The 25823-nt window shown below is 73.4% G+C and carries 23 protein-coding genes; 11 read left to right on the plus strand and 12 right to left on the minus strand.

What is annotated here, in order from left to right; genetic code table 11:
- The first annotated feature begins 126 nt into the window (after positions 1–126).
- Positions 127–804, plus strand: coding sequence for a type I methionyl aminopeptidase (map, locus tag ACZ63H_RS27710; protein ID WP_467938704.1), 678 nt, complete (start codon positions 127–129; stop codon positions 802–804).
- A gap of 58 nt (positions 805–862) precedes the next feature.
- Here map and ACZ63H_RS27715 read toward each other — a convergent pair whose 3' ends face one another.
- A complete protein-coding gene (locus ACZ63H_RS27715) occupies positions 863–1060 on the minus strand; it encodes a hypothetical protein (protein ID WP_469869552.1) in 198 nt (65 codons plus the stop codon).
- A gap of 113 nt (positions 1061–1173) precedes the next feature.
- Positions 1174–1818, minus strand: a complete 645-nt coding sequence (locus ACZ63H_RS27720; protein ID WP_469869554.1) for a PhzF family phenazine biosynthesis protein — start codon at positions 1816–1818, stop codon at positions 1174–1176.
- 225 nt (positions 1819–2043) lie between these two features.
- Between ACZ63H_RS27720 and efeO the strand changes: the two genes are divergently transcribed.
- Genes efeO through ACZ63H_RS27740 form a run of 4 tightly spaced genes read left to right on the plus strand, consistent with a single transcriptional unit; the run spans position 2044 to position 6276 of the window.
- A complete protein-coding gene (gene efeO / locus ACZ63H_RS27725) occupies positions 2044–3180 on the plus strand; it encodes an iron uptake system protein EfeO (RefSeq protein WP_469869556.1) in 1137 nt (378 codons plus the stop codon).
- A gap of 17 nt (positions 3181–3197) precedes the next feature.
- Complete coding sequence (gene efeB, locus ACZ63H_RS27730) at positions 3198–4448, plus strand: iron uptake transporter deferrochelatase/peroxidase subunit (protein ID WP_469869558.1); 1251 nt, start codon at positions 3198–3200, stop codon at positions 4446–4448.
- Positions 4449–4451: 3 nt separating this feature from the next.
- Positions 4452–5324, plus strand: a complete 873-nt coding sequence (efeU, locus tag ACZ63H_RS27735) for an iron uptake transporter permease EfeU (protein WP_469869560.1) — start codon at positions 4452–4454, stop codon at positions 5322–5324.
- Positions 5284–6276: an SCO2278 family lipoprotein gene (locus tag ACZ63H_RS27740; RefSeq protein ID WP_469869562.1), complete on the plus strand. Its 993-nt coding sequence runs from the start codon at positions 5284–5286 to the stop codon at positions 6274–6276. Before efeU ends, ACZ63H_RS27740 begins: the two co-directional genes overlap by 41 nt.
- A gap of 42 nt (positions 6277–6318) precedes the next feature.
- Here the strand turns inward: ACZ63H_RS27740 and ACZ63H_RS27745 are convergent, their stop codons facing one another.
- The 5 genes from ACZ63H_RS27745 to ACZ63H_RS27765 form a co-directional block, all read right to left on the minus strand.
- A complete protein-coding gene (locus ACZ63H_RS27745; protein WP_469869564.1) occupies positions 6319–7056 on the minus strand; it encodes a bifunctional DNA primase/polymerase in 738 nt (245 codons plus the stop codon).
- A 115-nt stretch (positions 7057–7171) separates the two neighbouring features.
- Positions 7172–7786, minus strand: coding sequence for a TetR/AcrR family transcriptional regulator (locus ACZ63H_RS27750; RefSeq protein ID WP_469869566.1), 615 nt, complete (start codon positions 7784–7786; stop codon positions 7172–7174).
- 30 nt (positions 7787–7816) lie between these two features.
- Positions 7817–8794, minus strand: coding sequence for a small ribosomal subunit Rsm22 family protein (locus ACZ63H_RS27755; protein ID WP_469869568.1), 978 nt, complete (start codon positions 8792–8794; stop codon positions 7817–7819).
- Between the two features lie 86 nt (positions 8795–8880).
- The gene (locus tag ACZ63H_RS27760; RefSeq protein ID WP_469869570.1) at positions 8881–10062 is read right to left on the minus strand and encodes a serine hydrolase domain-containing protein; all 1182 of its coding nucleotides are present in this window, start codon (positions 10060–10062) and stop codon (positions 8881–8883) included.
- Complete coding sequence (locus tag ACZ63H_RS27765) at positions 10002–11309, minus strand: multidrug effflux MFS transporter (protein WP_469869679.1); 1308 nt, start codon at positions 11307–11309, stop codon at positions 10002–10004. Before ACZ63H_RS27765 ends, ACZ63H_RS27760 begins: the two co-directional genes overlap by 61 nt.
- 135 nt (positions 11310–11444) lie before the next feature.
- Between ACZ63H_RS27765 and ACZ63H_RS27770 the strand changes: the two genes are divergently transcribed.
- Entirely contained in the window at positions 11445–12455 is a 1011-nt protein-coding gene (locus ACZ63H_RS27770; RefSeq protein WP_469869572.1) for a Gfo/Idh/MocA family protein, read from the plus strand.
- Positions 12456–12530: 75 nt separating this feature from the next.
- Entirely contained in the window at positions 12531–13289 is a 759-nt protein-coding gene (locus ACZ63H_RS27775; protein ID WP_469869574.1) for an SDR family oxidoreductase, read from the plus strand.
- A 299-nt stretch (positions 13290–13588) separates the two neighbouring features.
- Here ACZ63H_RS27775 and ACZ63H_RS27780 read toward each other — a convergent pair whose 3' ends face one another.
- Positions 13589–14797, minus strand: coding sequence for a D-alanyl-D-alanine carboxypeptidase family protein (locus ACZ63H_RS27780; protein WP_469869576.1), 1209 nt, complete (start codon positions 14795–14797; stop codon positions 13589–13591).
- Between the two features lie 97 nt (positions 14798–14894).
- Positions 14895–15221: a nuclear transport factor 2 family protein gene (locus tag ACZ63H_RS27785; RefSeq protein ID WP_469869578.1), complete on the minus strand. Its 327-nt coding sequence runs from the start codon at positions 15219–15221 to the stop codon at positions 14895–14897.
- Between the two features lie 159 nt (positions 15222–15380).
- On the opposite strand from ACZ63H_RS27785, the gene ACZ63H_RS27790 reads away from it, so the two are divergent.
- Complete coding sequence (locus ACZ63H_RS27790) at positions 15381–15926, plus strand: DoxX family protein (RefSeq protein ID WP_469869580.1); 546 nt, start codon at positions 15381–15383, stop codon at positions 15924–15926.
- 42 nt (positions 15927–15968) lie between these two features.
- On the opposite strand, the gene ACZ63H_RS27795 is transcribed toward ACZ63H_RS27790, so the two are convergent.
- The 3 genes from ACZ63H_RS27795 to ACZ63H_RS27805 are packed head-to-tail and all read right to left on the minus strand — an operon-like array spanning position 15969 to position 20095.
- A complete protein-coding gene (locus tag ACZ63H_RS27795; protein WP_469869582.1) occupies positions 15969–16637 on the minus strand; it encodes a response regulator in 669 nt (222 codons plus the stop codon).
- Complete coding sequence (locus ACZ63H_RS27800; protein WP_469869584.1) at positions 16634–17839, minus strand: sensor histidine kinase; 1206 nt, start codon at positions 17837–17839, stop codon at positions 16634–16636. Before ACZ63H_RS27800 ends, ACZ63H_RS27795 begins: the two co-directional genes overlap by 4 nt.
- A 51-nt stretch (positions 17840–17890) precedes the next feature.
- Complete coding sequence (locus ACZ63H_RS27805; RefSeq protein WP_469869586.1) at positions 17891–20095, minus strand: MMPL family transporter; 2205 nt, start codon at positions 20093–20095, stop codon at positions 17891–17893.
- A gap of 625 nt (positions 20096–20720) precedes the next feature.
- Here ACZ63H_RS27805 and ACZ63H_RS27810 point away from each other — a divergent pair.
- The 3 genes from ACZ63H_RS27810 (at position 20721) to ACZ63H_RS27820 (ending at position 25805) form a co-directional block, all read left to right on the plus strand.
- Positions 20721–21974 (plus strand): condensation domain-containing protein, encoded by a 1254-nt coding sequence (locus tag ACZ63H_RS27810; RefSeq protein WP_469869588.1) that lies wholly within the window; start codon positions 20721–20723, stop codon positions 21972–21974.
- A 79-nt stretch (positions 21975–22053) separates the two neighbouring features.
- The gene (locus ACZ63H_RS27815) at positions 22054–24516 is read left to right on the plus strand and encodes an ATP-grasp domain-containing protein (protein WP_469869590.1); all 2463 of its coding nucleotides are present in this window, start codon (positions 22054–22056) and stop codon (positions 24514–24516) included.
- On the plus strand, positions 24513–25805 hold the full coding sequence (locus tag ACZ63H_RS27820; protein ID WP_469869592.1) for an MFS transporter: 1293 nt from the start codon (positions 24513–24515) through the stop codon (positions 25803–25805). Before ACZ63H_RS27815 ends, ACZ63H_RS27820 begins: the two co-directional genes overlap by 4 nt.
- Positions 25806–25823 lie beyond the last annotated feature (18 nt).

A 25823-nucleotide genomic window follows, 5' to 3' on the forward strand; every position in this document is an offset into this window, starting at 1 on the left:
CCCCGAAACCCCCTCCCCCCCCGATGCTGTCGAAAACCCCCCCCTGCCCCCCCCCCCTGCCCCGCGGCCCCCCCCCCCACCCCGCGGGCGCCGCCCCCCCCCCCCCCCCCCCCCCCCGCGCGGGCGATGGAGGAGGCCGCGAAGATCATCGCGCCGGGGGTGACCACGGACCGGCTCGACAAGGTCGCCCACGAGTACATGTGCGACCACGGGGCCTACCCGTCCACGCTCGGCTACCGCGGCTTCCCGAAGTCGCTGTGCACGTCCGTCAACGAGGTCATCTGCCACGGCATCCCCGACTCGACGGTCCTCAGGGACGGCGACATCGTCAACCTGGACGTGACCGCGTACATCGGCGGGGTGCACGGCGACAACAACGCCACCTATCTCGTCGGCGACGTGGACGAGGAGTCCCGGCTGCTGGTGGAGCGCACCCGGGAGGCGCTCAACCGGGCGATCAAGGCGGTGCGGCCGGGCCGGCAGATCAACGTCATCGGCCGGGTCATCGAGTCGTACGCCAAGCGCTTCGGCTACGGCGTCGTACGGGACTTCACCGGGCACGGCATCAGCACGTCGTTCCACTCGGGGCTGATCATCCCGCACTACGACAGCCCGCACGCGACGACGGTGATGCAGCCGGGGATGACGTTCACGATCGAGCCGATGCTGACGCTGGGCACGCACGAGTACGACATGTGGGACGACGGCTGGACGGTCGTCACGAAGGACCGCAGGCGCACCGCCCAGTTCGAGCACACCCTCGTGGTCACCGACACCGGCGCCGACATCCTGACCCTCCCCTGACGGGCCCGGAACCGGCCGGGTCCCCCTCGCCCGGTGCGGCGGGGGGACCCCGGACGGGTCAGCGCAGGTAGTCGCTGCAGTGGGAGCCGGACCAGGTGATGCGGTTCTCCAGCGAGGTCAGCGTGCCCGAGTACGGGCTGCAGACGGCCTCGTCGTCGTCCTGGACCGCGTGGGTGCCGGCGGCTGCCGTCGACGCGCCGGCGCCGGCCAGGGCGACGGCGAGAACGGTCGCGGCCAGGGCGGATCTGATGCGCATGGTGCTCCTCTCGGGAGGCGGAGTGGTCAGGCCAGAGGTCCCCGCTCCCCCTCGCGCGCACACGCGGTTCCACCCGGACGGCGCGCGGCCCGTCACCCGGACGCCCGCGGGCGTCAGCGCTCCAGCCGGACCCGGCCGCCGACCTCGGTCCAGCCGTGCGGCTGGGGCGCGGTCAGGATCTGCGAGCCCCGGCCCTGGGTGATGTTCAGCGCCCGGCCCAGCCGCTCGGTGAGCAGCAGGGCCGCCGCGCCGGTGGCCTCGTCCTCGTCGATGCCGTCGTCCCGGCCGGGGAAGCCGCGGGCGCGGATCCGGCCGGCCGCCTCGTCCTCCCAGGCCCAGGCGTAGATCCACTCCCCCTTCGGCGGTACGGGAAGCGCGTCCACCTCGGCGGCGCTCGCGCAGCGGCGCAGGGTGCGCGGCGGCGCCCACTCGGCGCGCGCCTCGATCCAGCTGAACTCGCCGTCCTGCCGGGCCCCGACGACCCCGGCGGGCGTGACGAGTTCCGGCACGTCGAGCAGCCAGGCGGTGCCCACGCAGGGGTGCCCGGCGAACGGCAGGCGCAGGGTGGGCGTGTAGATGTCGATGACGCCGCGCTCGGGGTCGTCCACGAACACGGTCTCGCTGAAGCCGAGCTTGCCGGCCAGGGCCTGCCGGTCGTCCCGCCCGGGCAGCACCGAGCCGTCGCGCACGACACCCAGTTCGTTGCCGTATCCGCCGTCCGGGCCGCAGAAGACGCGGAGTACGTCGTAGTCGCTCACCCCGGCATTCAAGCACCACGGGGCCGCCCGGGTCGGGCACCGGGCGTTTTGACCATTCCTTTGCCCGGTCGTGATGTCGGCTTTGAGGCATCGCAATCAAGCCGTGTCCGCGCGCCGCCCGTGCGCCCTCCGTGAGAGGTGAATCACCGACCGCACGGGGACGGGCGTGGTAAGCCTCGGGTAAGTTAGGGCAGCCTCACCTACGAGATTGCGCTTGGAGCCTGCATGCGAGCCGTCCGACCGACCGTCATCGCCGCCGCGACCGTGGCCGCTCTGACCGCCCTTTCGGCCTGCACCTCGAAGAGCGACGCCAAGGACGGTGACGCCGTCCGGGTCACCGCGGCCGACTCCACGTGCGACACGTCCAGCAAGTCCGTGCCGGCCGGCCAGGTCACCCTGAAGATCGAGAACAAGGGCTCCCGGGCGACCGAGGTCGAGATCCTCTTCCCGGACGACCGGATCGTCTCCGAGAAGGAGAACATCGGGCCGGGCACCAAGTACACGCTCACCGCCGAGGTGAAGGCCGGTTCCTACGAGATCGCCTGCCGGCCCGGCATGAAGGGCCGCGGCGTCCGGCAGAAGCTGACCGTGACCGGCGCGGGCTCCGCCGCCAAGCGCGACCCGAGGCTGGACACCGCCGTCGCGCAGTACCGCATGTACGCGCAGGACCAGGCCGACCAGACGCTGCCGAAGGCCGAGGCGTTCGCGAAGGCGGTCAAGGACGGCGACCTGGAGGCGGCGAAGAAGGCGTACGGCCTCTCCCGTCTCGGCTGGGAGCGCACCGAGCCGGTCGCCGAGTCCTTCGGCGACATCGACCCGAAGGTGGACGTCCGCGAGGACGGCCTGGAGACCGGGCAGGAGTGGACCGGCTGGCACCGGCTGGAGAAGGCCCTCTGGCACGACAAGAAGATCGGCGCCGAGGAGAAGGCCCTCGCCGACCGGCTGATCACGGACCTCGAGGACTGGCAGAAGCGCGTCGGCAAGGCCGAGATCACCCCGACCTCCATGGCCAACGGCGCCAAGGAGCTGCTGGACGAGGTCGCCACCGGCAAGGTCACCGGCGAGGAGGACCGCTACGCCCACACCGACCTCGTCGACTTCAAGGGCAACGTCGAGGGCGCGCAGAAGGCCTACGAGCTGCTGAGGCCGGTCGCCGCGAAGAACGACCCGGCGCTGGCGAAGGAGCTGGACAAGCAGTTCGCCGCGCTGGACGCGCTGCTGGACAAGTACCGCTCGGACAAGACGTCGTACGACTTCGTCTCCTACGACAAGGTCGGCAAGGACCAGCGCAAGGAGCTGTCGGACGCGGTGAACGCGCTCGCCGAGCCGCTGTCCAAGCTCGCCGCCGCGGTCGTGAAGTGAGCCGGGGGGAAAGGGCGATGACCGAGACCCAGGGGAGCACTCCGTCGCGCCGGGCGCTGATCGGCTGGGGCGGTGCCGGGCTCGCGCTCGGGGCCGCCGCGGCCGGCGGGGCCGTGGCGATGGCCCGGGCGGGCGACGACATGGACCCGGTGGCCGACGGGTCGGGCGGCGCGGTGGAGTTCCACGGCGCCCACCAGGCCGGCATCGCCACCCCGGTGCAGGACCGGCTGCACTTCGCCGCGTTCGACGTGAAGACCGACGACCGCGAGGCGTTCGTCCAGCTGCTCAAGGACTGGACGGCGGCGGCCCGCCGGATGACCGCGGGCGAGCCGGTCGGCGACGGCGCCTACGGCGGACTCGCCGAGGCCCCGCCGGACGACACCGGCGAGGCGCTCGGGCTCAAGCCGTCCCGGCTGACGCTGACCATCGGGTTCGGACCGTCGCTGTTCGACAAGTTCGGCCTGAAGGACGAGCGGCCCGCGGCCCTGGTCGACCTGCCCAGGTTCCCCGGTGACAACCTGGAGCGCTCCCGCACCGGCGGCGACCTGTGCGTCCAGGCGTGCGCCGACGACCCGCAGGTCGCCGTGCACGCCATCCGCAACCTCGCCCGCATCGGCTTCGGCAAGGTGGCCGTGCGCTGGTCCCAGCTCGGCTTCGGCAAGACCTCCTCCACCACCCCGGGCGCGATGACCCCGCGCAACCTCTTCGGCTTCAAGGACGGCACCCGCAACATCGCGGGCACCGAGACCGGCCGGCTGGAGCAGCACGTCTGGGTGGGCGACGGCGACGGACCGCGGTGGATGACCGGGGGGTCGTACCTGGTCGCCCGGCGGATCCGGATGAACATCGAGACCTGGGACCGCACCTCGCTCCAGGAGCAGGAGGACGTCTTCGGCCGGGACAAGCGCGAGGGCGCCCCGGTCGGCAAGGCCAAGGAGCACGACGAGCCGTTCCTGAAGGCGATGAAGCCGGACGCGCACGTCCGGCTCGCGCACCCGGACTCCAACGGCGGGATCACCATCCTGCGCCGGGGCTACTCCTTCACCGACGGCACCGACGGCCTCGGCCGGCTCGACGCGGGCCTGTTCTTCCTCGCCTACCAGCGGGACGTGCGCAAGGGCTTCATCCCGCTCCAGCGCAAGCTGTCGGCGCACGACGCGCTCAACGAGTACATCCAGCACGTGGGTTCGGCGGTCTTCGCGATCCCGCCCGGCGTCCGGGACTCCGGCGACTGGTGGGGCCGGACGCTGTTCTCGAAGGAGGCGTGACCCGTGTTCTCCAACTACCTGATCGGCCTGCGCGAGGGACTGGAGGCGTCGCTCGTCGTCTGCATCCTGATCGCCTACCTGGTCAAGACCGGCCGCCGGGACGCCGTCAAGCCGATCTGGGCCGGCATCGGCGTCGCCATCGCCATCGCCATGGGCTTCGGCTGCGCGCTGGAGTTCGGCTCGCAGGAGCTGACCTTCCAGGCCCAGGAGGCGCTCGGCGGCTCCCTGTCCATCGTCGCCGTGGGCCTGGTGACCTGGATGGTGTTCTGGATGCGGCGCACCGCCCGCAACCTCAGGTCGGAGCTGCACGGCAAGCTGGACGCGGCCCTCAAGCTCGGCACCGGCGCCCTGGTAGCCACCGCGTTCCTGGCCGTGGGCCGGGAGGGCCTGGAGACCGCGCTCTTCGTGTGGGCGTCGGTGCACGCGGCCTCCGACGGCACCCCGCGCCCGCTGGTCGGCGTCGCCCTGGGCCTCGCCACGGCGGTGCTGCTGGGCTGGCTGTTCTACCGGGGCGCGCTGAAGATCAACCTGGCGAAGTTCTTCACCTGGACCGGCGGCATGCTGGTCGTGGTCGCGGCGGGCGTGCTGGCGTACGGCTTCCACGACCTCCAGGAGGCCGACTGGGTGCCGGGCCTGAACGACCTGGCGTTCGACATCAGCGGCGCCATCCCGCCGGACAGCTGGTACGGCACGCTGCTGAAGGGCGTGTTCAACTTCCAGCCGGATCCGACGGTCGTCCAGGTCACGGTGTGGGCGCTGTATCTGGTCCCGGTGCTCGCGCTGTTCCTCTCCCCGGTAGGGTTCGCCTCCGGGAAGGGGAAGGTGAAGGAGCCCGATGACCAGGGAACGCAGCCGTCGGCGGCTTCGCAGGCGTGACCGCAACGCACTCATAGCGGCGGCACTGACCGCTTTGTCGCTGACGGCGAGCGGATGCGTGGTGGTGCACGGGGAGCGCGAGGTGCTGCCCGCCGCCACCCGCGCCGAGGCGGCCAGGGCGGTCACCGCGTTCACGGACGCGTACAACAAGGCCGACAAGACCTACGACGGCTCCGCGGACGCCCCCTACATCACCGGCGCCCCCGCCGACATCGACTCCGCCCGGCTGAAGGCCGGGCGCGTCAACAGCCCCTCGGGAAACCCGGCCCACACCCCGCTGACCCTGACGGACGTCAAGGTCACGATCCCCGAGAAGGCCGGCTGGCCCCGCTGGTTCGTCGCCGACGCCCGGGGCAACAAGGGCGGCGACGCCCGCTGGCTGCTGGTGTTCACCCGCGACGGCCTCGACGAGCGGTGGCAGGTCGCCTATCTGACCCTCGTGGCGCCCGGGGACCTGCCGGAGTTCGAGAAGGACGAGGACGGCTGGGCCGAGACCGTGCCCGCCGGCACCACGGGACTGGCCGTCCGCCCCGACGCGTTGAGCAGGACGTACGCGGCCTATCTGAAGAACGGCGGGAAGACCTTCGCGGACGGCCGCTACACCAGCGCACTGCGCGCCGAGCGCAGGAAAGAGGCCGAGAAGCCCGGTCTGGTCCGGCAGTTCATCGACGAGCCCCTCACCCACGGCGCCTACGCGCCGCTCGCGCTGCGCACCGCGGACGGCGGGGCGCTGGTGTTCTTCACCACGCACCACTACGAGAAGCGGACCGCCGCCGCCGGCGCCACCGTGCCGGTGCCCAACAAGGACGTGCAGGCCCTGATCAAGGGCGAGGTGAAGCAGTCCCTGACGATGGAGTCCCTCGCCAACGAGGTCGTGCTCGACCCGGCCGGCGACGGCCCGGTGCGGATGCTGGGGCGGGTGCAGGGACTGACGTCCGCGCAGGGCGGCTGAGCCCCGGCGGGCCGGCCGGGAGCGTCGGGCCGAGGACGCCGGTCAGTGGCGCAGGGGCCAGGCCGCGCCCGGGTGGTCGGCCTCGGCGCCGTGCCGGGCGCAGGCGTCGGTGAGCACCTCCAGGAGGGTCAGCGGGTCGGGCAGCGCGTGCTCCGGGCCGCGCACCCAGCGCACCCGCTGGCCGTCGTCCCCGGGCAGCCGGGCGGGCGGTACGAGGACGTAGGAGCCCCGGCAGTGCCAGCGCAGGCCCGGATGCTCGTCCATCGTCTCGGGGTGGCAGTCCAGCTCGCAGGGCCACCACTCGTCCTCGTCCTCCGGGGTGCCCCGGGTGAGGGTGAAGAACAGCATGCGGCCGTCGTCGCTCTCGGCGACCGGGCCGACGTCGATCCCGGCGCCGAGCAGCCGCTCCAGGGCCTCCCGGCCGGCCTCCAGGGGCACGTCCAGCACGTCGTGCACCATGCCGGTGGCGGTGATGAAGTTGGCCTGCGGCTGGTGCCGGGCCCAGCGCTCGATCTGGGTGCGGTCGGTGGTGGACTGCGTCTGCCAGGCGAACGACACCGGGTGCCGGGCCGGGGTCGGGCAGCCGACGCGGTCGCAGGAGCAGCGGTAGCCGGGCGCGGGATGCGCGGCCGGGGCGAGCGGCAGCCCCGCGCCGGCGGCGGCGAGCAGCAGGGCCTCGCGGCCGCCGTCGTCGGCGGCGCCCTCCTTCGGGCGGCGTCCGCGCAGCCACTGGGAGAGTTTGCCCTGCCGGCCGGGCCGGCCGCCGAACGTCCCGCTCATCTATCCCCTCGCCTCGCTGGTGTAGCGGACAGCATGCCTCATCGTCCCATCTTCGCGTGCTCCGGGGGTCGGCGTGGGCGGGAAGCCGGCACTCACCGGTACGGGGGGCGGGCCGTCAACGCGGTGCGAGGCCGTACAGCGCGTAGTCGACCAGGGTGTCCGTGTAGTCGTAGGTGATCGGGCCGGTGTGCTGGAGCCAGCGCTGGGCGAGCGGCGAGACGAACAGTTCCAGGGCGATGCGGGGATCGACGTCGGGCCGTACGTGGCCGGTGTCCTGGGCGGAGCGCAGCCGGGCGACGTACAGCTGGAGCTGGGGTTCGAGGAGCCTCGCGACGAAGACGCGGCCGAGCTGTTCGTTGACGACGCCCTCCGCGGTCAGCGCCCGGGCCGGCGCGTCGAAGCGGGGGTCGAGCAGCTCGTCCACCGTGGCCCGCAGCACCGCCTTGAGGTCGGCGGCCAGGTCGCCGGTGTCCGGCAGGGCGGCCGTCTCGTGCCCGGCCGCGCGGGCGGTCTGCTCGGCGAGGTCCAGGAAGGCCTCCAGCAGGACGTCCGCCTTGGCGGACCACCAGCGGTAGATGGTCTGCTTGCCGACCCCGGCGCGGGCGGCGATGCCCTCCACGGTGGTCTTCGGATAGCCGACCTCCGCGACCAGGGAGAGGGCGGCGGCGTAGATCGCCCGGCGGGACTTCTCGCTGCGGCGGGTGGCGTCGGGGGCGGGCTTGCTGACCATGCACCGAAAGTAACAAGCCGGGGCGGCGGGCTACGACGCGGAGTCGTGCGGCGGCCAGGCGTCGCCCCAGTCGGCGTCCCGGGCGGCCCGGTACAGGTCGCCGTGGCGCTTGGTGACGGTGCTGCGGCGCAGTCGTTCGTCGGCCTCGCACAGGTCGAGCAGCACCTGGCCCTTGCGGATCTGCGGGCGCCGGACCACCCGGGCGGGGGCCGGTTCGGCGGGCAGCCGGGTGGCGGCGACGTAGGAGAACTTCTCGTCCTCGTACGCCAGCGAGCCGCCCTTGACCTGGCGGTGCAGGGAGGAGCGGCCGACCCGGGCGGAGAAGTGGCACCAGTCGGTGCCGGGCACGATGGGGCAGGCGGCGCTGTGCGGGCAGGGCGCGGCGATCCGGAAGCCGGCCCCGATCAGCCGGTCGCGGGCCTCGATGACGCGGTCGTAGCCGGCCGGGGTGCCGGCCTCGACGATCACGACGGTCCGCGCGGCGCGGGCGGCGGCGTCGACGAGGGCCGCGCGGTCGGGGCCGGCGAGTTCGTTGAGGACGTACGACACCGTGACCAGGTCGGTGTCGTCCAGGGTGAGGCCGGCGCCGATCCGGGCGCGCTGCCAGCGGACGTCCCGCAGGGCCGGGTGGGCGGCGGCGAGCCGGCGGCCGAGGGCAAGGGCGGGTTCGGCCCAGTCCAGCACGGTGACGTCGCGCGCGCCGGGCCAGGTGGTCTGCACGGCCCAGGTGGCGGCGCCGGTGCCGCCGCCGACGTCGGTGTGGCCGGCGGGGGTCCAGCCGGGGACGGCGCCGGCGAGGGCGGCGAGCGCGGAGCGGACCGCCTCGAAGGTGGCGGGCATGCGGTAGGCGGCGTACGCGGCGACGTCGGCGCGGTCGCGCAGGATCGGCGCGTGGGTGGGGGTGTCGCCGCGGTAGCTGGCGATCAGGCGGTCGACGGCGGCGGCCACCTCCTTGGGGGGCAGGCCGTCCAGCAGGTCGGCCAGGGCCGTGCGGAGGGGGTCGTTCACCCCCCGATTCTATGGCGCCCGGCCCCCTCGTCCGCCGCCCGCCCACCCGTCCGGTCCCGCCGGCCGCGGGCGCCGCCCCGGCCGGGTCAGACGACCGCCCTCGCCAGTCTCGTCGCCAGCCGGGCCCGCGGGGCGCTGTCCGGCGGTCGGCGGCGCGGGTGGACCGTGTTGGCCAGGAGGATCAGGAAGGTGTCGGTGGCCGGGTCGAGGACCAGGGACGTGCCGGTGAAGCCGGTGTGGCCCGCCGCGCCGCGCCCCGCCAGTTCGCCCATGAACCACGGCTGGTCCAGCACGAAGCCCAGGCCGGGCGGGGTGAACAGCAGCTCCACGTAGTCGGGGCCGAGGATGCGCGCGGGGCCGTAGGAGCCGCCGGCGAGCAGGGCGCGGCAGAAGACGGCCAGGTCGGGCGCGGTGGAGAACAGTCCCGCGTGTCCGGCGATCCCGCCGAGCGCCCAGGCGTTCTCGTCGTGGACCACGCCCCGCAGCATCCCCCGCTCGGCCTTGGCCCACGGCCGCCGCTGGTCCTCGGTGGCCGCCGCGCCGGGGCAGGGCCCGAAGCCGGTGGCGGTCATGCCGAGCGGCCGGGTGATGCCGTCCCGCACCAGGACGTCCAGGGTGCGGCCGGTGACCCGCTCCAGGACCGCCTGGAGCAGCAGCATGTTCAGGTCCGAGTACCGGTAGGTGCCCGGCCGGCCCGTCGGCGCCTCGGCGCGCAGCAGGTCCAGCCGGGTCGCGTCGTCCGGGCAGTCGTACAGCGGCAGTTCCGGGCGCAGCCCGGAGGTGTGGGTGAGCAGTTGCCGCACCGTGACGCCGTGCTCGGCGGCGGCGTGGAAGTCGGGCAGGTGGTCGCCGACGCGGGCGTCGATGCCGAGGGTGCCGCGCTCGATCTGCTGCACGGCGGCCACCGACGTGAACAGCTTGGTGAGGGAGGCCAGGTCGAAGCGCGTGTCGAGGGTGGCCGGGACCCGGGCGGGGGGCGGCAGTTCCACGCCGGTGCCGGTCGCGGGGTCGTGGCCGGCGTAGCGGACCGCCCAGCCGGCGGCCTCGGCCACGGCGATCACGGGCCCGCGGCCGGCCAGCACGACGGCACCGGCGGCCCAGGGGCGCTCACCGGTGGTGAGGGCGTGCGCGTCGGCCACCAGGTGCCCGAGCCCGACGGGGTCGAGCCCGGCGCGTTCCGGGGTGCCGGCGCGCAGTCTCGGTGCGCTCAGCTCGCGTCTCCCTCCGCGTGCGCACGGGCGGTCTCCCGTGCCGTCCAGGGACGGCACATTCCCATGAAGCAGGCCGCCGCGACCAGTGCCCCGGCCAGCTGGACCACGGCCATGGGCACGGCGGTGTGCTCCCCGGCGACGCCGACGAGCGGGGAGGCCACCGCGCCGACGAGGAAGGAGGAAGTGCCGAGCAGCGCGGAGGCGGACCCGGCGGCGTGCCGGACGCGCAGCAGGGCGAGGGACTGGGCGTTGGGCAGGGTGATGCCCATGGCGGACATCAGGACGAACAGGGCGGCGGCGACGGGGACGAGCCCGGTGTCGCCGAGGACGCCGGTGGCCATCAGCAGCAGGGCGGTCGCGGCGAGCACGATCACCGTCAGGCCGGCCGCGAACACCTTTTCCAGGCCGACCCGGCCGACCAGCAGCTTGCCGTTGACCTGCCCGGCGATCACCAGGCCGACGGAGTTCAGGCCGAACAGCAGGCTGAAGGTCTGCGGGGAGGCGCCGTAGATCTCCTGGATGACGAAGGGGGAGGCCGCTATGTAGGCGAACAGCGCGGCGAAGGCGAAGCCGCCGGCGAGCATGTAGCCGGTGAAGGGCAGGTCGGCGAGGAGGGAGCGCATGGCGCCGAGGGCCTCGCCGGTGCCGCCGCGGTGCCGCTCGGCGGGAGGCAGGGTCTCCGGCAGCCGCAGCCAGACCAGCGCGGTGAGCAGCGCGCCGATCACCGTGAGCACCACGAACACGCCCCGCCAGTCCGTCACCCGCAGGATCTGCCCGCCGACGAGCGGCGCCACGATGGGCGCGGCCCCGGAGATCAGCATCAGGGTGGAGAAGAAGCGGGCCATGGCCACACCGTCGTACAGGTCGCGCACGACGGCCCGGGCGATGACCACCCCGGCCGCGCCGGCCAGGCCCTGCGCCAGGCGGAACGCGATCAGCGTCTCGACGGTGGGCGCGAGGGCGCACAGGGCGGTGGCGGCCAGGTAGACGACGAGTCCGGTGAGCAGCGGTCGGCGGCGGCCCCAGCGGTCGCTGAGCGGGCCGACGATCAGCTGGCCCAGCGCGAGTCCGGCCATGCAGGCGGTCAGGGTGAGCTGGACGGTGACGGCGGGGGCGTCCAGGGAGCGGGTGACCTCCGGCAGCGAGGGCAGGTACATGTCCATCGCGAGCGGGGTGGTCGCGGTGAGGGCGCCGAGCAGGAGGGTGACGAGGGGGCCGGTGCGGCCCGGGGCGCCGGCCGGCGGGGGCGGGGCGGGAGACGGGTGGTCCTGTTCCGGCTTCGGTGTCGCCGCGTGCTCCGGCATCTGCCCCTCCCTGTCCGTGCCCTGGGTCCTGCCCTCGCCGTCGGTGCCGGACATCGGTGTCAGCGGCCCGACCGGCACCTATGCTCTCAGCTCGTACTGACTGCCGAGGCACACACGAGCGAGGGCGGGGCGGCGATGGCGGAGCAGAGCGTGCGGTGGGGGATCCTGGCGACCGGTGGGATCGCGGCGGCGTTCGCGGCGGATCTGGTCGATCTCCCGGACGCGGAGATCGTGGCGGTGGCCTCGCGCCGGCGGGAGTCGGCCGAGGCGTTCGCCGAGCGGTTCGGGGCCGGGCGGGCGTACGGCGACTGGGAGTCGCTGGCCGCCGACGAGGACGTGGACGTCGTGTACGTCGCCACCCCGCACTCGGCGCACCGGGCGGCGGCCGGGCTGTGCCTGGCGGCGGGCCGGAACGTGCTGTGCGAGAAGCCGTTCACGCTGAACCTGCGCGAGGCGGAGGAGCTGGTCGCGCTGGCCCGGGAGCACGGCCGCTTCCTGATGGAGGCGATGTGGATGTACTGCAATCCGCTCGTCCGGCGGCTGAGGGAGCTGGTGGCGGACGGGGCGATCGGCGAGGTGCGCACCGTGCAGGCGGACTTCGGGATCGCCGGGCCGTTCCCCGCCGCGCACCGGCTGCGGGACCCGGCGCTGGGCGGCGGGGCGCTGCTGGACCTGGGGGTGTACCCGGTGTCGTTCGCGCAGTTGCTGCTGGGCGAGCCGGACTCGATCGCCGCGAGCGCGGTGCTCTCGCCCGAGGGCGTCGACCTCCAGACGGGGGCCCTGCTGTCCTGGGACAGCGGCGCGCTGGCCGCGCTGCACTGCTCGATCACCGGCGGTACGGCGAACACCGCGTCGGTCACCGGCACGCGCGGGCGGATCGACGTGCCGTCCGGGTTCTTCCACCCGGAGCGGTTCGTGCTGCACCGGGAGGGCCGGGACCCGGAGGAGTTCGCCGCCGACCCCGCCGACGGGCCGCGCACCAGCATGCGGCACGAGGCGCTGGAGGTCATGCGGGCGCTGCGGGCGGGCGAGAAGGAGTCGCCGTTGGTGCCGCTGGAGGGGACGCTCGCGGTGATGCGCACGATGGACGCGGTGCGCGAGCGGGTGGGGGTGCGCTATCCCGGGGACGCGGGTGCCCGGCCGTAGGCCCTCCGGCGACCGTTAACCGTATGGCGGACATCGGATTCCGCATGACGGACTTCCCGCCTACGCTGCGGAGTCATGACTGACAGGAACTCGAAGATCGCGGTGGTGACCGGGGCCGGCTCCGGCATCGGGCGGGCCGTCGCCGTGGAACTGCTGGGCGCCGGCTGGTCGGTGGCGCTGGCCGGCCGGCGCGCCGGGCCGCTGACGGAGACGGCGGCGCTGGCGCCCGGGGCGGCCTCGCTCGCCGTGCCCGCCGACGTGTCCCGGCCCGCGGACGTGGACGCGCTGTTCACGGCGGTCGTGGAGCGGTTCGGCCGGGTGGACCTGCTGTTCAACAACGCGGGCACCTTCGGGCCGGGCGGGGTCCCGGTCGAGGAACTGCCGTACGACGCCTGGCGGCACGTGGTGGACACCAACCTCAACGGGGCGTTCCTGTGCGCGCAGGCGGCCTACCGGCGGATGAAGGAGCAGGATCCGCAGGGCGGCCGGATCATCAACAACGGTTCCGTCTCGGCGCACACGCCCCGCCCGCACTCGGTCGCCTACACCGCGACCAAGCACGCGCTGACCGGCCTGACCAAGTCGCTGTCCCTGGACGGGCGGCCGTACCGGATCGCGGTCGGCCAGATCGACATCGGCAACGCGGCGACCGACATGACGGCGCGGATGCGGACGGGTGCACTCCAGGCAAACGGGGAGGTCGCCCCGGAACCGGTGATGGACGTGGCCGATGTGGCGCGCACGGTACGGCACATGGCCGAGCTGCCACTGGAGGCGAACGTGCAGTTCGCGACGGTGCTGGCGACGGCGATGCCCTACGTCGGGCGAGGTTGAGCCGGATCCGGGCGCACCGGCGGGCGGAACGTGAACGTCCGGACTATTGCCGCACGTTGCTGAGGTGTGCTCAACTTTTCTCCACCGGAACTTCACACTTGAAATGTGAAGGTTCCGCGAGCCACTCCGAGGGGGAGACGGCGGCCGTTCCACCGGGCCGGAGCAGGGGGGACACACCTCGCACCACCGCGAGGCCGGTCCGACCGGGGGAACGGCCGCCGCATGCGTACGCGCACGCGCGGCCGGGCGCGACGGCACGGCGCCGGCACGCGCCCGCTCGCCCGGACGTCGGCAGCCGGCTACGGCCGCCCGGTCGCGTCCCTCCGCACCGGCTCCGTCCCCTCGCCGCCACCCCCGGCCGCCGCCGTTCGTGCCCGGCGGCGGCGCAGGGCCCAGGCACCCGCTCCCAGCAGGGCGAGCGCCCCGGCACCGGCCGCCACGGCGGGGCCGGCCGCGGTGCCGCCGCCGGTCGTCGCGCCGGGGGCGCCGGCCGCCGCGCGGACCGCCTTCCGCACGGGCACCGGGTCCGCGCTCGCCCCGCCCTCGCTGAGCGGGGCGACCAGCCTGCCGACCGGCCGGGCCGAACGGCCGTGGGTGAAGCCCCAGTCGAGCAGCGCGGCGGTCTCCTCGTACACGGCGTTGCCGCCGGCCTCGGGGTGCATCACGGTCACCAGCAGGGTGCGCCCGCCCCGGGTGGCCGCGCCGGTGAAGGTGTTGCCGGCATGGCTGGTGTAGCCGTTCTTGACACCGATCAGCCCGTCGTATGTCTTCAGACCCCATGCGCCGGTCAGCAGGCGGTCGGTGTTCTGGATCTGGAACGTCTTCTTGCCGCCCGCCGGGAAGTCGGCCGTGCGCGTGCCGCAGTAGGCCCGGAAGTCGGCGTCCCGCAGCCCGTGGCGGGCGAAGAGCGTGAGGTCGTACGCCGAGGAGAGCTGGCCCTTGTGGTCGAAGCCGTCGGGGCTGACCACCCGGGTGTCCAGGGCCTGGAGGTCGTCGGCCCTGGCCTGCATCTCGGCGACGGTCCTGGCGAGGCCGCCGTTCATGTGGGACAGCACGTGCACGGCGTCGTTGCCGGAGCGCAGGAACACGCCCTGCCACAACTGCTCGACGGTGTAGGTGATGCCGGGCTTGATGCCGACGAGGCTGGAGCCCGCCGGGACGTCGGCGAGGTCGGCGTCGGTGACCTCGTACCGCCGGGCGCGGTCGAACTTCCCCAGCACGGTGTCCGCGAACAGCATCTTCAGCGTGGACGCGGGCGCGAGCCGCCGGTGGGCGTCGAACGAGGCGAGTACCTCCCCGCTCGCGCAGTCGGCGACCAGCCAGGCGCGGGCGGTGAGTTTCCCGGGCGGTCCCGAGGCGCCGCGCACCTGGACGCCGGGCCGGGCCAGACGTTCGCCCCCGATGGCGGTGGCCGTGCTCGCGGCGGCGTCGGTGGCCGTGGACAGGGACAGGGCGGCGGCCGTCAGCCCGAGGACGGCACGCCGGCTGAGCCGGGAACATTCACGCACCCGGGGACGGTACACCGCACCGGCCGGGCGCACCGCGACCGGAGGGCGGCACGGCTCGGATCACGCCGGGGAGGGGAGTCCGCGCGAGCCGCCCCGCTCACGCCTGCCCGGTCTCGAACCGCGAGATGCGTCCGTCGTCCGCCACCGTGAAGCTCCACCTGGTGCGCATCTCGCCCCACGTGTCGTTGTGGTAGCGGGCGAGCAGGGTACGGCCGCCGTTCGACTCGTTGTCCACGTTCAGGTGCCCGCGGGAGGAGAAGATCTCCCGGTCGATCCAGTCGGCGAGGTCCCGGTCGGCGCCGTCGTCGGACATGGTCGCGCCGGGCGCCAGCAGGGCGAGGAAGCCCTCGCGGTCGTGCGCGTTGACGGCGTGGACGAAGGCCCGGACGGCCGGGTCGCTGAGCTTCGCTGGCTGGATCGTCATGGCGTCAGGTTCACACCGCCGCACCCGGCCCGCCACCCGAACGGCAGCCACGGGGAGCCGGGCGGGGCGGCGGGTGCGAGGGTGGGGTCACGGGGCCCGTCAGCGGGCACCACGGGGAACCACGGGGGAAGTCCGTCCGCCTGTCTGCTGGGAGTCACCGTGACCTGTTACGACCGACGTGATCTGGGCCTGCTGCTGCTCAGGCTGGGCACCGGCGGGATGCTGGCGGCGCACGGCGCGCAGAAGCTGTTCGGCTGGTTCGGCGGACACGGCCTGGAGGGCACCGGCCAGTTCATGGAGTCCATCGGCTACGTGCCCGGCAAGCCGAGCGCGATGGCGGCGGGCCTGGCGGAGACCGGCGGCGGCACCCTGCTCGCGCTGGGCCTCGCGACCCCGGCGGCGGGAGCCGCGGCGGCCGGCGGGATGGCGGGCGCGGCGGCGGTGCACGTGCCCAACGGCTTCTTCGCCCAGGAGGGCGGCTACGAACACGCGGCCCTCCTCGGCCTGGTCGCGGCCGGCCTCGCCGTCGCCGGCCCCGGCCGCCTCTCCCTCGACCACGCCCTCGGGCACGTCCTCGACCGGGGCTGGATGGTCCCGGCCGCCCTCGGCGCGACGGCGGCGGTGACGGCCGCGGTGGTCGGGGCGCGCGCCCGCCGGCTGCGGCGCACGGCGGAGGGCGAGCAGGAGACGCTGTTCGAGGAGTGAGCGACCGGGGCGGGCCGTCGCGGGCACGCGCCCCCGCCCCCGTCACCCCGCCAGCAGGCCCTGTTCGAGGGCGACGACGACCGCCCGGGTGCGGTCGCCGACGTCGAGTTTGGCGAAGATCCGCAGCAGGTGTGTCTTCACCGTGGCCTCGCCGATGACCAGGCGGCGGCCGATCTCGGCGTTGGACAGGCCGTCGGCGACGGCGCGCAGCACGTCGCGTTCGCGGGGGGTGAGGGCGACGGGTTCGGGGCGGCGCATGCGGGCCACGAGGCGTTCGGCGACCTTGGGCGCGAGGACCGTCTCGCCGCGTGCCGCCGAGCGGATGGCGTCGGCGAGTTGCCGGCGGGTGGTGTCCTTGAGCAGGTAGCCGACGGCGCCGGCCTCCACGGCCCGTTCGATCTCGGCGTCCGTGTCGTACGTGGTCAGGATCAGCACCCGGGCCGGCACCGGCAGGGCGACGATCTCGGTGGTGGCGGCGACTCCGTCGAGCACCGGCATGCGCAGGTCGAGGAGGGCCACGTCGGGGGCGAGCCGCCGGACCAGGTCGACGCCCTCGCGGCCGTCGCCCGCCTCGCCGACGATCTCGATGGTGGGCTCGCCCGCCAGCAGGGCCACGACCCCGGCGCGCATCACGGTGTGGTCGTCGACCACGACTACACGGATCCGGTCGCCGGCGGAGCCGGTGTCGCTGTCGCTGTCGCTGTCGGTCATCCGGTTCCTCCGGGGTCGGCGGGAGGGGGCGTGGGCAGGGCGGCGAGGACGCGGGTGCCGTCCCCGGGGGAGCTGGTGACGGTGAGTTCGCCGTCGAGTTCGGCGAGGCGCCGGCGCATGCCGTCGAGGCCGAAGCCGCGGGACTCGGCGACGACGAAGCCCTTGCCGTCGTCGGTGATCTCCAGTTCGACGCCGCCGGGGACCTCGCCGAGGACGACGCCGACGGTGGAGGCGCCGGAGTGCTTCCGCACGTTGGCGAGGGACTCCTGGGTACAGCGCAGCAGGGCGACGCGGGTGCGCTGGTCCAGGTCGATGTCGGGCAGTTCGGCGGTGACGGTGAGGCCGGTGTCCTGCACGAAGCGGTCCAGGGTGCGGCGCAGGGTGGTGGCGACCGAGCCCGGTGCCACGCCGCTCGCCGGGACGGAGCCGACGAGCACCCGGGCCTCGGTGAGGTTCTCGCGCGCGGTCTGCTCGATGGAGGCGAGCTGGTGTGCGCTGCGTTCGGGGTCGGCGGGGAGGGCGGCGCGGGCGGCTTCGGCGAGTACGACGATGGAGGCGAAGCCCTGGGCGAGCGTGTCGTGGATCTCCCGGGCCATCCGCTCGCGTTCCTCGGCGGCGCCCTGCCGCTGGTGGGCGAGGGCCAGTTCCTCCTGGGTGAGGGCGAGTTCGGCGGTGAGCCGCTCCTGCCGCTCGTTGCTCTGGCCGACGAACCGGTGGAGCCACAGGCCGAGGCCGCAACCGGCGGCGCAGGCGACGAGGGTGGCCACCGTGTTGCCGGTGAGGAAGGACGGGCTCCAGCCCTGGCCGAGGGTGCCGCCGAACACGGTGAGCGCGGCGGCGGCGGCGCTGGAGACCACCGCGTCACGGGCGGTGCGGGTGTACAGCCAGAACTGCGGCAGGGACACGGCGTAGAGGGCGGCCCCGCCGTCGAGGAGGTAGGCGCTGCCGCCCAGGACGAGGGCGAGGACGCCGAGGTAGGCGCGGCGGTCCGGGAGCCGGCCGCGCGGCCGGAAGAGGGCGGTGGTGTGGCACACCGCGACCAGGGCGAGCAGGCCGAACATCGCGTACTGCCGGGCCGGCGACCGGTCGAGGACGCCGCCGGCCGTCGGCAGCAGGCCGAACAGGATCCAGCCCGCCAGGTTCCACAGGCGGACCCGGTCCGGGGTGAGCGGGTCGCTCGGCTGCTGCTGCCAGGGGGCCACGCTGACTCACCTCATCCGTAAGGGCGTTCGGAATCCTATCGGCGGTGGCGGTCAGCTCACCGGCTCCAGCGGACGGGGGACGGGCCCGGCGGTGGCGCGGGCGCGGCGCACCCCCCGCGAGGGCCACCAGTTGGCCTCGCCGAGCAGGAGCATCAGGGACGGCAGGACCAGCATGCGGATGACGAAGGCGTCCAGGAGGACGGCGACGGCGAGACTGAACCCGATCTGCTTCATCTCGATCAGGTGCAGGGCGGCGAAGCTGGCGAAGACGGTGACCATGACGGCGGCGGCGCTGGTGACCACGCCGGCCGAGCCGCCGATGCCCTCGATGACGGCCCTGCGGGTGGGGACCCCGCGCAGGGCGGCCTCCCGGATGCGGCTGATCACGAAGACCTGGTAGTCCATGGACAGGCCGAACAGGATCACGAAGAGGAACAGCGGGACGCGCGAGCCGATCGATCCGGTGGAGGTGAAGTCGACCAGGCCCTCGGCCCAGGTGTGCTGGAAGACCAGGACCAGGACGCCGAGCGAGGCACCGGCGGACAGCAGGTTGAGGACGACGCCGACCAGCCCGAGGACGACGGAGCGGAACGCCCATACGGTCATGGCGAAGGTGACCAGGAGGAGGGCCGCGATGATGAGCGGCAGCTTCTGTTCCTGGTGGGCCGGGTAGTCGGCGTAGCGGGCGACGTCGCCGGTCACGGCGGTCTCGGCGCCGGCGACCCTGCCGACGGTCTCCGGGACGCCGCGTTCGCGGATGTCCCTGAGCGAGGACTGCGCCTGGTCCGTGCCGACGTAGTGCGGGACCTGGAGCTGGAGCATGCTGATCCGCCGGTCGGGCGAGGTGGTCAGGGTGGACGTGCCGCTCAGGCGCGGGTCGTCCGCGACGTCGGCGGCGAGTGCGCGGAGGGCCGCGGTGACCTCGGCGGAGCGGGCGGCGTCGGCGCGGACGACGACCTGGTGCATGGACTTCAGCTCGGGGAAGGCCGCGTTGAGCCGGTCGTAGACCTGCATGGCGGCGATGGAACGGGAGTGCGTCTCGCGGCCCATGTCGGTGAGTTTCAGGCCGAGGACCGGGGCGGCCAGGGCGAGCAGCCCGAGGACCGTGACCAGCAGGGTGGCGGCGGGCCGCTTGGCGACGGGCCGCAGCACGGCGGCGGTGAGCCGCCCGGGCCCGGCCCCGCGGGTCTTCGGCTTCCTCGGCGCGAGCCCGCGCGCGGCCCGGCGCTCGGCGCGGCGCTCGGCGCGCATGCCCAGCTTGGCGAGCAGCGCGGGCAGGACCGTCAGGGAGCTGACGACGGCGACGAGGGTGACGACGATGGCGCCGGTGGCGATGGAGGAGAAGATGACGTCGTCGGCGAGGTAGAGGGTGGCGCTGGAGACGGCGACGGCGAGCCCGGAGAGGACGACGGCGCGGCCCGAGGTGGCGGCGGCGATCTCGACGACGGCCCGGGGGCTCAGCCGGCCCCCGGCACGGGCCCGCTCCTCCCGCTCCCGCTTGAGGTAGAAGAGGGTGTAGTCGACGCCGACGGCGAGGCCGATCAGCAGGATGACGTTGGTGCCGACGCCCGCGTCGGGGAAGACGTGCGAGGCCGCCATCGACAGTCCCACGGCCGCCACGATCGAGGACAGGGCGAGCAGCAGCGGTACGAGGGCCATGGCGACGGAGCTGAAGACCAGCAGCAGGGTGACGAGGGTGACGGGCAGGGCGATGACCTCGGTGCGCGAGAGGTCCTCGCCGCGCAGCTTCTCGACGCCCTTGCTGATGGAGGGGGATCCGGTCTCCTCGACGCGCAGCCCCGGATGGGCCTTCCGCACGGCGGCGGTCTGCGCGAGCAGCGGCCCGACGTGCTTCTTTCCCTCCAGTTCGGGACCGTTGAGGGTGACCGTGACCCGTACGGCGGTGTGCCGCGCGTCGTGCACGGGTCCGGCGACGGAGCGCACCTCGGGGAGCCTCCGCATCCGGGCGGTGAGGTCGGCGGCGGCCGCGTCGGCGGCACGGCCGTCGAGTCGTCCGCCGCCGGGCCCGGCGGTGATCAGGACGTGCTCGACGGGCCGCTGCTGGAGCCCGCCCTCGGCGGCGATCGCCTCGCCGCGTCCGGCCTCGCCGATCCGGAAGTCCTCGGAGGTGGCCGCGTCGGTGCCGACGCAGACGCCGATGCCGAGGCAGAGAACGACGAACACCAGCCAGCCGGCGATGCCCCGCCAGGGGTGAGCGGCACTCCAGCCGGCCATGCGCACAGGAAGATTCCTCATGCCGCTCATGCTCCGCGCGGCACCCGCCCCGCCGACAGCGGCGACCGGTGGAACCCGGGGTCCACCGGGTGGTGGACCCCGGGGCGGGCCGGGCCCGTCCCGGCGGCTTTGTACCGCTCTTTACCCTCGGCACCCTTGCTTTTCCACTCGCACCCACCGCTTTTAGTAGGGAGGACGGACGGGGGTCATCACCCACGACTCCATCCCGCCCTAAATTGATTCAGAATCGGACATTGGTAACCGTCCGGCGCGAACAAGGCGGAATAACAGCGTCCCCTCGCGCCAGCCAGGCGGTTGTCTCGGAAAGTGGGCACCTCTTGACCGTCCATCACCAGTACATCTAAGTTCTGGGCGACGCCAACGGCATTAGCAATTTTGGCTCGATTTGACGCCACCAAGCCACGCAATGAGGCTGGCATTGGGGCGGCTTCCGGCGTCTTCCAGCCCTTGATCAGGATCCATCAGCGTCCCGGTCAACGGCGATCGCATGTCGACGCCGACTCTGCGGATATAGCTTCTTCAATTTATCGATGCCTTGAGTCTGGGCGTGCTCTGACGCACGCCCACGTGCCGACGCCGCCACTTCGGATCTCGGGTATCTGTTCGGATCTTGAGGTCGCACGTCATGCAACAGCCCATACTCAACCGGGGCCCCGTCACGTTCGGACAGCTTTCCCTGTGGCGGTCCATTCAGAACATCCCGTCCGTCGCCTGCAACCTCCCCCAGGTCTGGGCCCTGCCCTCCGGGACGACCAGGGAGTCGGTCGAGCAGGCGCTGGAGGCCCTCGAAGAGCGTCACGCGTCCTTGCGGACCCGGTTCGAGGACACCGGGCAGGGTCTGACCCAGGTCGTCTGGGCAGCCGCACCGGCCGGCCTCGATGTGACGGAGGGGGAAGCCGCCGCGGTCGCCGACGAGTTGGCGGCCATCCCGTTCGATCTGGCCGCGGACCGCCCCTGGAGGGCGCGCGTCGTCACCACGCGGGGGGCCGTGTCCGCGCTGGTGATCTGCTTCCACCACATCGCCGTCGACGCCTGGGCCATCAACCAGCTGTCCGAGGAGTTCACGGCCCTCCTGGCCGGACGGCCGCTTCCCGCCCCGGCACCCAACTGCCTGGACCTCGCGGCAGACCAGTGGTCCGACGCCCGGCAGGGACGGAGGCGGTCCGCCCGCAGGCACTGGGAGCAGATCCTGCGGTCGGCGCCACCGATGGCACGCGATGGGGCACCCGAGGCGGTGACCAGCCGCTGGGCCCGGCTCGGTTCGGCCGCGGGCGCCCGGGCGGCGCAGCGGATCGCGGACCGGCTCACGGTCTCGGCCCCCTCCGTGCTCATCGCCGCCTTCTGCGCGTCGGTGGCACGACGGACGGGTGAGGACCGGGTCCTCGTCGCCGTCTACACCAACAACCGCAGCGACCCCCGCTGGGAGTCGCTGGTCGCCGCGCAGAACCAGATCGTCCCCCTGCTGGTGACCGTCGATCCGGCGGAGGAGTTCGACGCCTTCGTCACCAAGGTCCACTGGGAACTCGTCCGCTCCTACAAACACGGTGCGTACAACGTGGACGACATACTCGAAGTGGGCCGTGAGAACGGCTACTCCGGCACTGTCAACGGTGCGTTCGAGGGGTCGGTCAGCGGATTCTTCCGCTATTTCTTCAACTACCTCGGCGAATACCAGGCGGGGCAGAGCACACCCCCACGAGAGATGGAGACGGGCACCGGCGGCCGGAACATCGGAGCCCCGTTGTACCTCCAGGTCCAGGACGGAGACGTGCTCACCTGCACCTTGCGCGAGAACTCGTCCGCGACAGGGTTCGACACGGTCACAGGGATGCTCCACACCTTCGAGGACGTCCTCGTGACGGCCGGCGCATTGCGCTGAACGACAACTCCCCCTGTCGACCTTCCCCTCCGGGCCGCCCGACGGCTCGCCCCGCAGCTCTGTTCCCCAGGGAGGGAAAGTGCCAGACCACCTCGTCGTCCTCCACCGCTGGACCGATGAATACGCGGACTACGGCTCCTACGTCGACCACCGTGTCCACCGGGTCACGTACGTCGCCACGCCACGCTCCGTCGGCTCGCTGCCCGAAGGGGCCGCGGCGGTGAGGACCGTGAGCAGCACCGAGGACGGCAAGCAGGTCCGAGCAGCCGTACGCTCCCTGATCGAGGAGTTCGGGCACCCGAGCCGCATCGTCGCCCTGCACGAGGTCGACCTGGACATGGCCGCCGAACTCCGCGAGGAGCTGGGCGTTCCCGGCGAGCAGCTGAAGGCCCTGGCCCCGTTCCGGGACAAACTCGCCATGGCCCGGAAGCTGGAAGCGGCCGGTGTCCCCGTCCCGGCCACGGAGCCGGCACCGGACCACGCGGCACTCCGGGAGTTCGGCGCGGCGCACGGCTGGCCGATCCTGGTCAAGCCGGTGCGCGGCACCGCCAGTGCCGACGTCGCCCGCCTGGATTCGGCGGACGATGTCGCCGGGTACACCTTCCCCTCCGACGAGGCGATGCTGGTCCAGCCCTACCTCCCCCACGACATCGTGCACGTCGACGGCGTCGCGACCGCGGACGGCCTGGGAGCCTGGCGGGCCTCGCGCTACCTCAACACCTGTCTCGCCTTCACCGAGGGATCGTCGCTGGGCTCCGTCGAGCTGGACGACTCCCGGCTCCTGTCCGCCATCGGGGCGTTCACCGAGCGGGTCGCGCGCGCGATGTCGGCGGAACCCTGGGTGTTCCACCTCGAACTGTTCCTCTCCGGGCCGCCTCAGGCGCCGGAACTTCGAGTGCTCGAGGTCGCGGCTCGCCCCGGCGGGGCGGAGATCCCCTTCCTGTGGCGGGAGGTCCACGGAATCGACCTCATGCACGTCGCCTTCGCCCTCCAGACCGGCGCGCCCGTGCCCGCGTTCGCCGCACGCGACGCGGACGACCGTCCGCGCGAGTGCGCCGGTTGGCTCCTGGTGCCCACGCCGGCCCCGCGGCCGTGCCGGGTGACGGCGGCCGGGACGCGGCCGGGCGAGGAGCCGGGGCCGTACGCGGAACGCGTCCCCTCGGTCGGCCAGACGCTCCACGCCGTACCCGGATACGAACACTCCGGCGCCCGTTTCCGCTTCAGGGGCGCCGACTCCGCGCAGGTGCGGCGGGCCGTGGAGCGCACCGCCCTCGAATTCGACTTCCGGTGTGCCCCCCTCGACGAAGCCGCCCCCGATCTGGTGGCCCTCATCGGCAGCGGCGGCCACGCCTATCGCGAATACGCCTTCGCCGCCGCGTCCGCGAAGACCGACCTCGCTCTCGTCACGCCCACGGCACCCGGCTGGCAAGAGCCCTACGTCACCGCTCACCGGCACGTCACCGACACCGCTCCCGGCACCCTGTCGCAGGCCGTCTGCGACATCGCCCTCGCCTCCCGCGGGCGGGTCGGCATCCTCACCTGGGACGAGGCACTCCTGGAGGCGACCGCGGAAGCGGCCCACCGCCTGGGGCTGCCCCACATGTCACCCGCGGCAGTGCGCAACTGCCGCGACAAACTCGCCACCCGGCGACTGCTGCGCGCCGGCGGACTGCCCGCCGTCAGGTTCGCCCACGTCCACGGACTGGACGAGGCCCTGCGGGCGGCGGACTCGATCGGCTATCCCGTGGTGGTCAAACCACGCTCTCTGGCCGGCAGTGTCGGTGTGGTCATCGCACACGACGCCGAGGAACTGCGGGCCCGGTTCCGGGTGTCCGCCGAGGCGAGCTTCCCCGGCATCGACCCACTCGACGGCCTGGTCCTCGAAGAGTTCCTGGACGGCCCGGAGATCAGTGTCGACTCGGTCGTCCGGGACGGGCACGTCCAGGTGCTCAACGTGGCGCACAAGCGCCTCGGCTTCGCGCCGTACTTCGAGGAAGTGGGCCACTTGGTCGCGCCGTGGCGGCACGAGCCCTGGGCGGACGCTCTGACGCGGCTCGTCCACGAGGCCCACCGACTGCTCGGTGTCGGCACCGGTGTCACGCACGCCGAGGTACGGCTGACCGCCGCGGGGCCCCGCCTGGTGGAACTCAACGGTCGCCTCGGTGGTGACTTCATCCCCCATCTCGGCCGGCTGGCCACCGGAATCGACCTCACGGCCGCGGCAGTGGCCGTCGCCCTCGGCGACGAGCCCGACGTCTCGCAGCGGCGTGACCTGTGTGCCGAGGTCCGGTTCGTCTATCCGCCGCGGGACGCCGTGGTCCGCTCGCTCGACGTCAGTGCCGCGGCGGCCGTGCCCGGCGTCGCCGAAGTGGTGCGCCTGGCCGAACCGGGAACGGAGCTGCGTCTTCCCCCGCGCGGGGTCGTCCCTCGCCTGGCCGCCGTCCTGGCCACGGGTGAGACCCCGCAGGAGTGCCGGAGCGTGCTGGACCGTTCGGCACCGCTCGTCAAGGCGGACATCGACCCGATCGGGAGCGCTTCGTGATCGCCGCGGCGCTGCGGCGCCTGATCGGCCATTACGCCCTGCCCAACCGAAGTGCCCGCATCATCGCCACCGGTGTCGTGGTGTACGCGACCAGCAGCGGCCTCTACCTGGCCGGCAGCACCGTCTACTTCGTCAAGGGCGTGGGACTGAGCACGGCCCAGATCGGCACCGGGCTCACGATCGCGGGCTTGGTCGGATTCCTGACCACGGTGCCGGTCGGCATGCTGGCCAACCGCTGGGGCCCCCTGAAGCTGCTCCGCCTCCTGCAGACCTGGCGGGCCGTGTGGTTCGGCGCTCTGGCCTTCGCGCACGACACCGTGACCTTCACGCTGTTCGCGTCGCTCTTCATGATCTCGCAGGGCCCGGTCTTCCCGATGGTCCAGATCCTGATCAACGCCGCCGCGGGGGAAGCCGACCGCACGCGCACCCTCGGGGTCATCAGCTCCGTCATCAACGTGGGCATGTCGCTGGGGACGCTGGCCGCGGCTCCCTTCCTCTCCCTGGGAGGAACACAGGCGCTGCGGGCGGTCCTGCTCACGGGCGCGGCGTGCTGCCTGCTCGCGGCCGGCCTGTTCGGCTTCCTCAAGGTCGACGTGCCGGAAGCCGAGCACAAGCCGGCCCGCTGGTACGGCGGCATCGCGGCGGTGGCCCGCGACCGCCGCTACCTGGGGCTGACCGTCACCAACGGCGTGCTGTTCCTGCACACCGTCCTGCTGGGCATCGGCCTGCCCCTGTGGATCGTCCAGTCGACGGACGCGCCGGCGGGCCTGCTGAGCGCCCTGTTCACCGTGAACACGGTGCTGGCGATCGCCTTCCAGGTGCACTTCGCGAAGAACGTGAAGAGTTCCCGCGACGGCACGCGTGCGCTGCGCCGGGCCGGGCTCGCCCTCGCGGCGTTCAACCTGCTGCTCATCGTGACCCTGCGATCCACGGGCTGGGTGACCATCGCCGTGCTCCTGGCCGCCACGGCCGTGCTCACCTGCGGCGAACTGCTGCAGGGGGCCGGCGGCTGGGAACTGTCCTACCGGCACGCCTCGGAGACCCAACGCGCGGAGTACCTCTCCGTGTTCAGTCTGGGGACCGCCACCGCGAACATCGTGGGCCCCGCTCTCCTCGCCCTGCTGCTCAGCCGGGAGACCACGGGGCTGGTCGCCCTCGCCGCGCTCTTCACCGGAGCGGCCGTGGCGGTGACCGCGATCGGTGCCCGGCTGGCCCGGACCGAACCCGCGCCGCGCACGACGCCGAACGACGCCGGCCCCGGCCAGGCGGTCGCCGCCGACTCCCACTGAACCCGCACCCCTACCGGC

It is taken from the genome of Streptomyces sp. NPDC104831 (assembly GCF_055583025.1).

What these genes read in the sequence shown, in the direction of transcription:
- map (WP_467938704.1), top strand. Translation starts at nt 127, where the DNA reads ATGGAGGAGGCCGCGAAGATCATCGCGCCGGGGGTGACCACGGACCGG.
- ACZ63H_RS27715 (WP_469869552.1), bottom strand. Translation starts at nt 1,060, where the DNA reads ATGCGCATCAGATCCGCCCTGGCCGCGACCGTTCTCGCCGTCGCCCTG.
- efeO (WP_469869556.1), top strand. Translation starts at nt 2,044, where the DNA reads ATGCGAGCCGTCCGACCGACCGTCATCGCCGCCGCGACCGTGGCCGCT.
- efeB (WP_469869558.1), top strand. Translation starts at nt 3,198, where the DNA reads ATGACCGAGACCCAGGGGAGCACTCCGTCGCGCCGGGCGCTGATCGGC.
- ACZ63H_RS27740 (WP_469869562.1), top strand. Translation starts at nt 5,284, where the DNA reads ATGACCAGGGAACGCAGCCGTCGGCGGCTTCGCAGGCGTGACCGCAAC.
- ACZ63H_RS27745 (WP_469869564.1), bottom strand. Translation starts at nt 7,056, where the DNA reads ATGAGCGGGACGTTCGGCGGCCGGCCCGGCCGGCAGGGCAAACTCTCC.
- ACZ63H_RS27750 (WP_469869566.1), bottom strand. Translation starts at nt 7,786, where the DNA reads ATGGTCAGCAAGCCCGCCCCCGACGCCACCCGCCGCAGCGAGAAGTCC.
- ACZ63H_RS27765 (WP_469869679.1), bottom strand. Translation starts at nt 11,309, where the DNA reads ATGCCGGAGCACGCGGCGACACCGAAGCCGGAACAGGACCACCCGTCT.
- ACZ63H_RS27770 (WP_469869572.1), top strand. Translation starts at nt 11,445, where the DNA reads ATGGCGGAGCAGAGCGTGCGGTGGGGGATCCTGGCGACCGGTGGGATC.
- ACZ63H_RS27775 (WP_469869574.1), top strand. Translation starts at nt 12,531, where the DNA reads ATGACTGACAGGAACTCGAAGATCGCGGTGGTGACCGGGGCCGGCTCC.
- ACZ63H_RS27785 (WP_469869578.1), bottom strand. Translation starts at nt 15,221, where the DNA reads ATGACGATCCAGCCAGCGAAGCTCAGCGACCCGGCCGTCCGGGCCTTC.
- ACZ63H_RS27795 (WP_469869582.1), bottom strand. Translation starts at nt 16,637, where the DNA reads ATGACCGACAGCGACAGCGACAGCGACACCGGCTCCGCCGGCGACCGG.
- ACZ63H_RS27805 (WP_469869586.1), bottom strand. Translation starts at nt 20,095, where the DNA reads ATGAGGAATCTTCCTGTGCGCATGGCCGGCTGGAGTGCCGCTCACCCC.
- ACZ63H_RS27810 (WP_469869588.1), top strand. Translation starts at nt 20,721, where the DNA reads ATGCAACAGCCCATACTCAACCGGGGCCCCGTCACGTTCGGACAGCTT.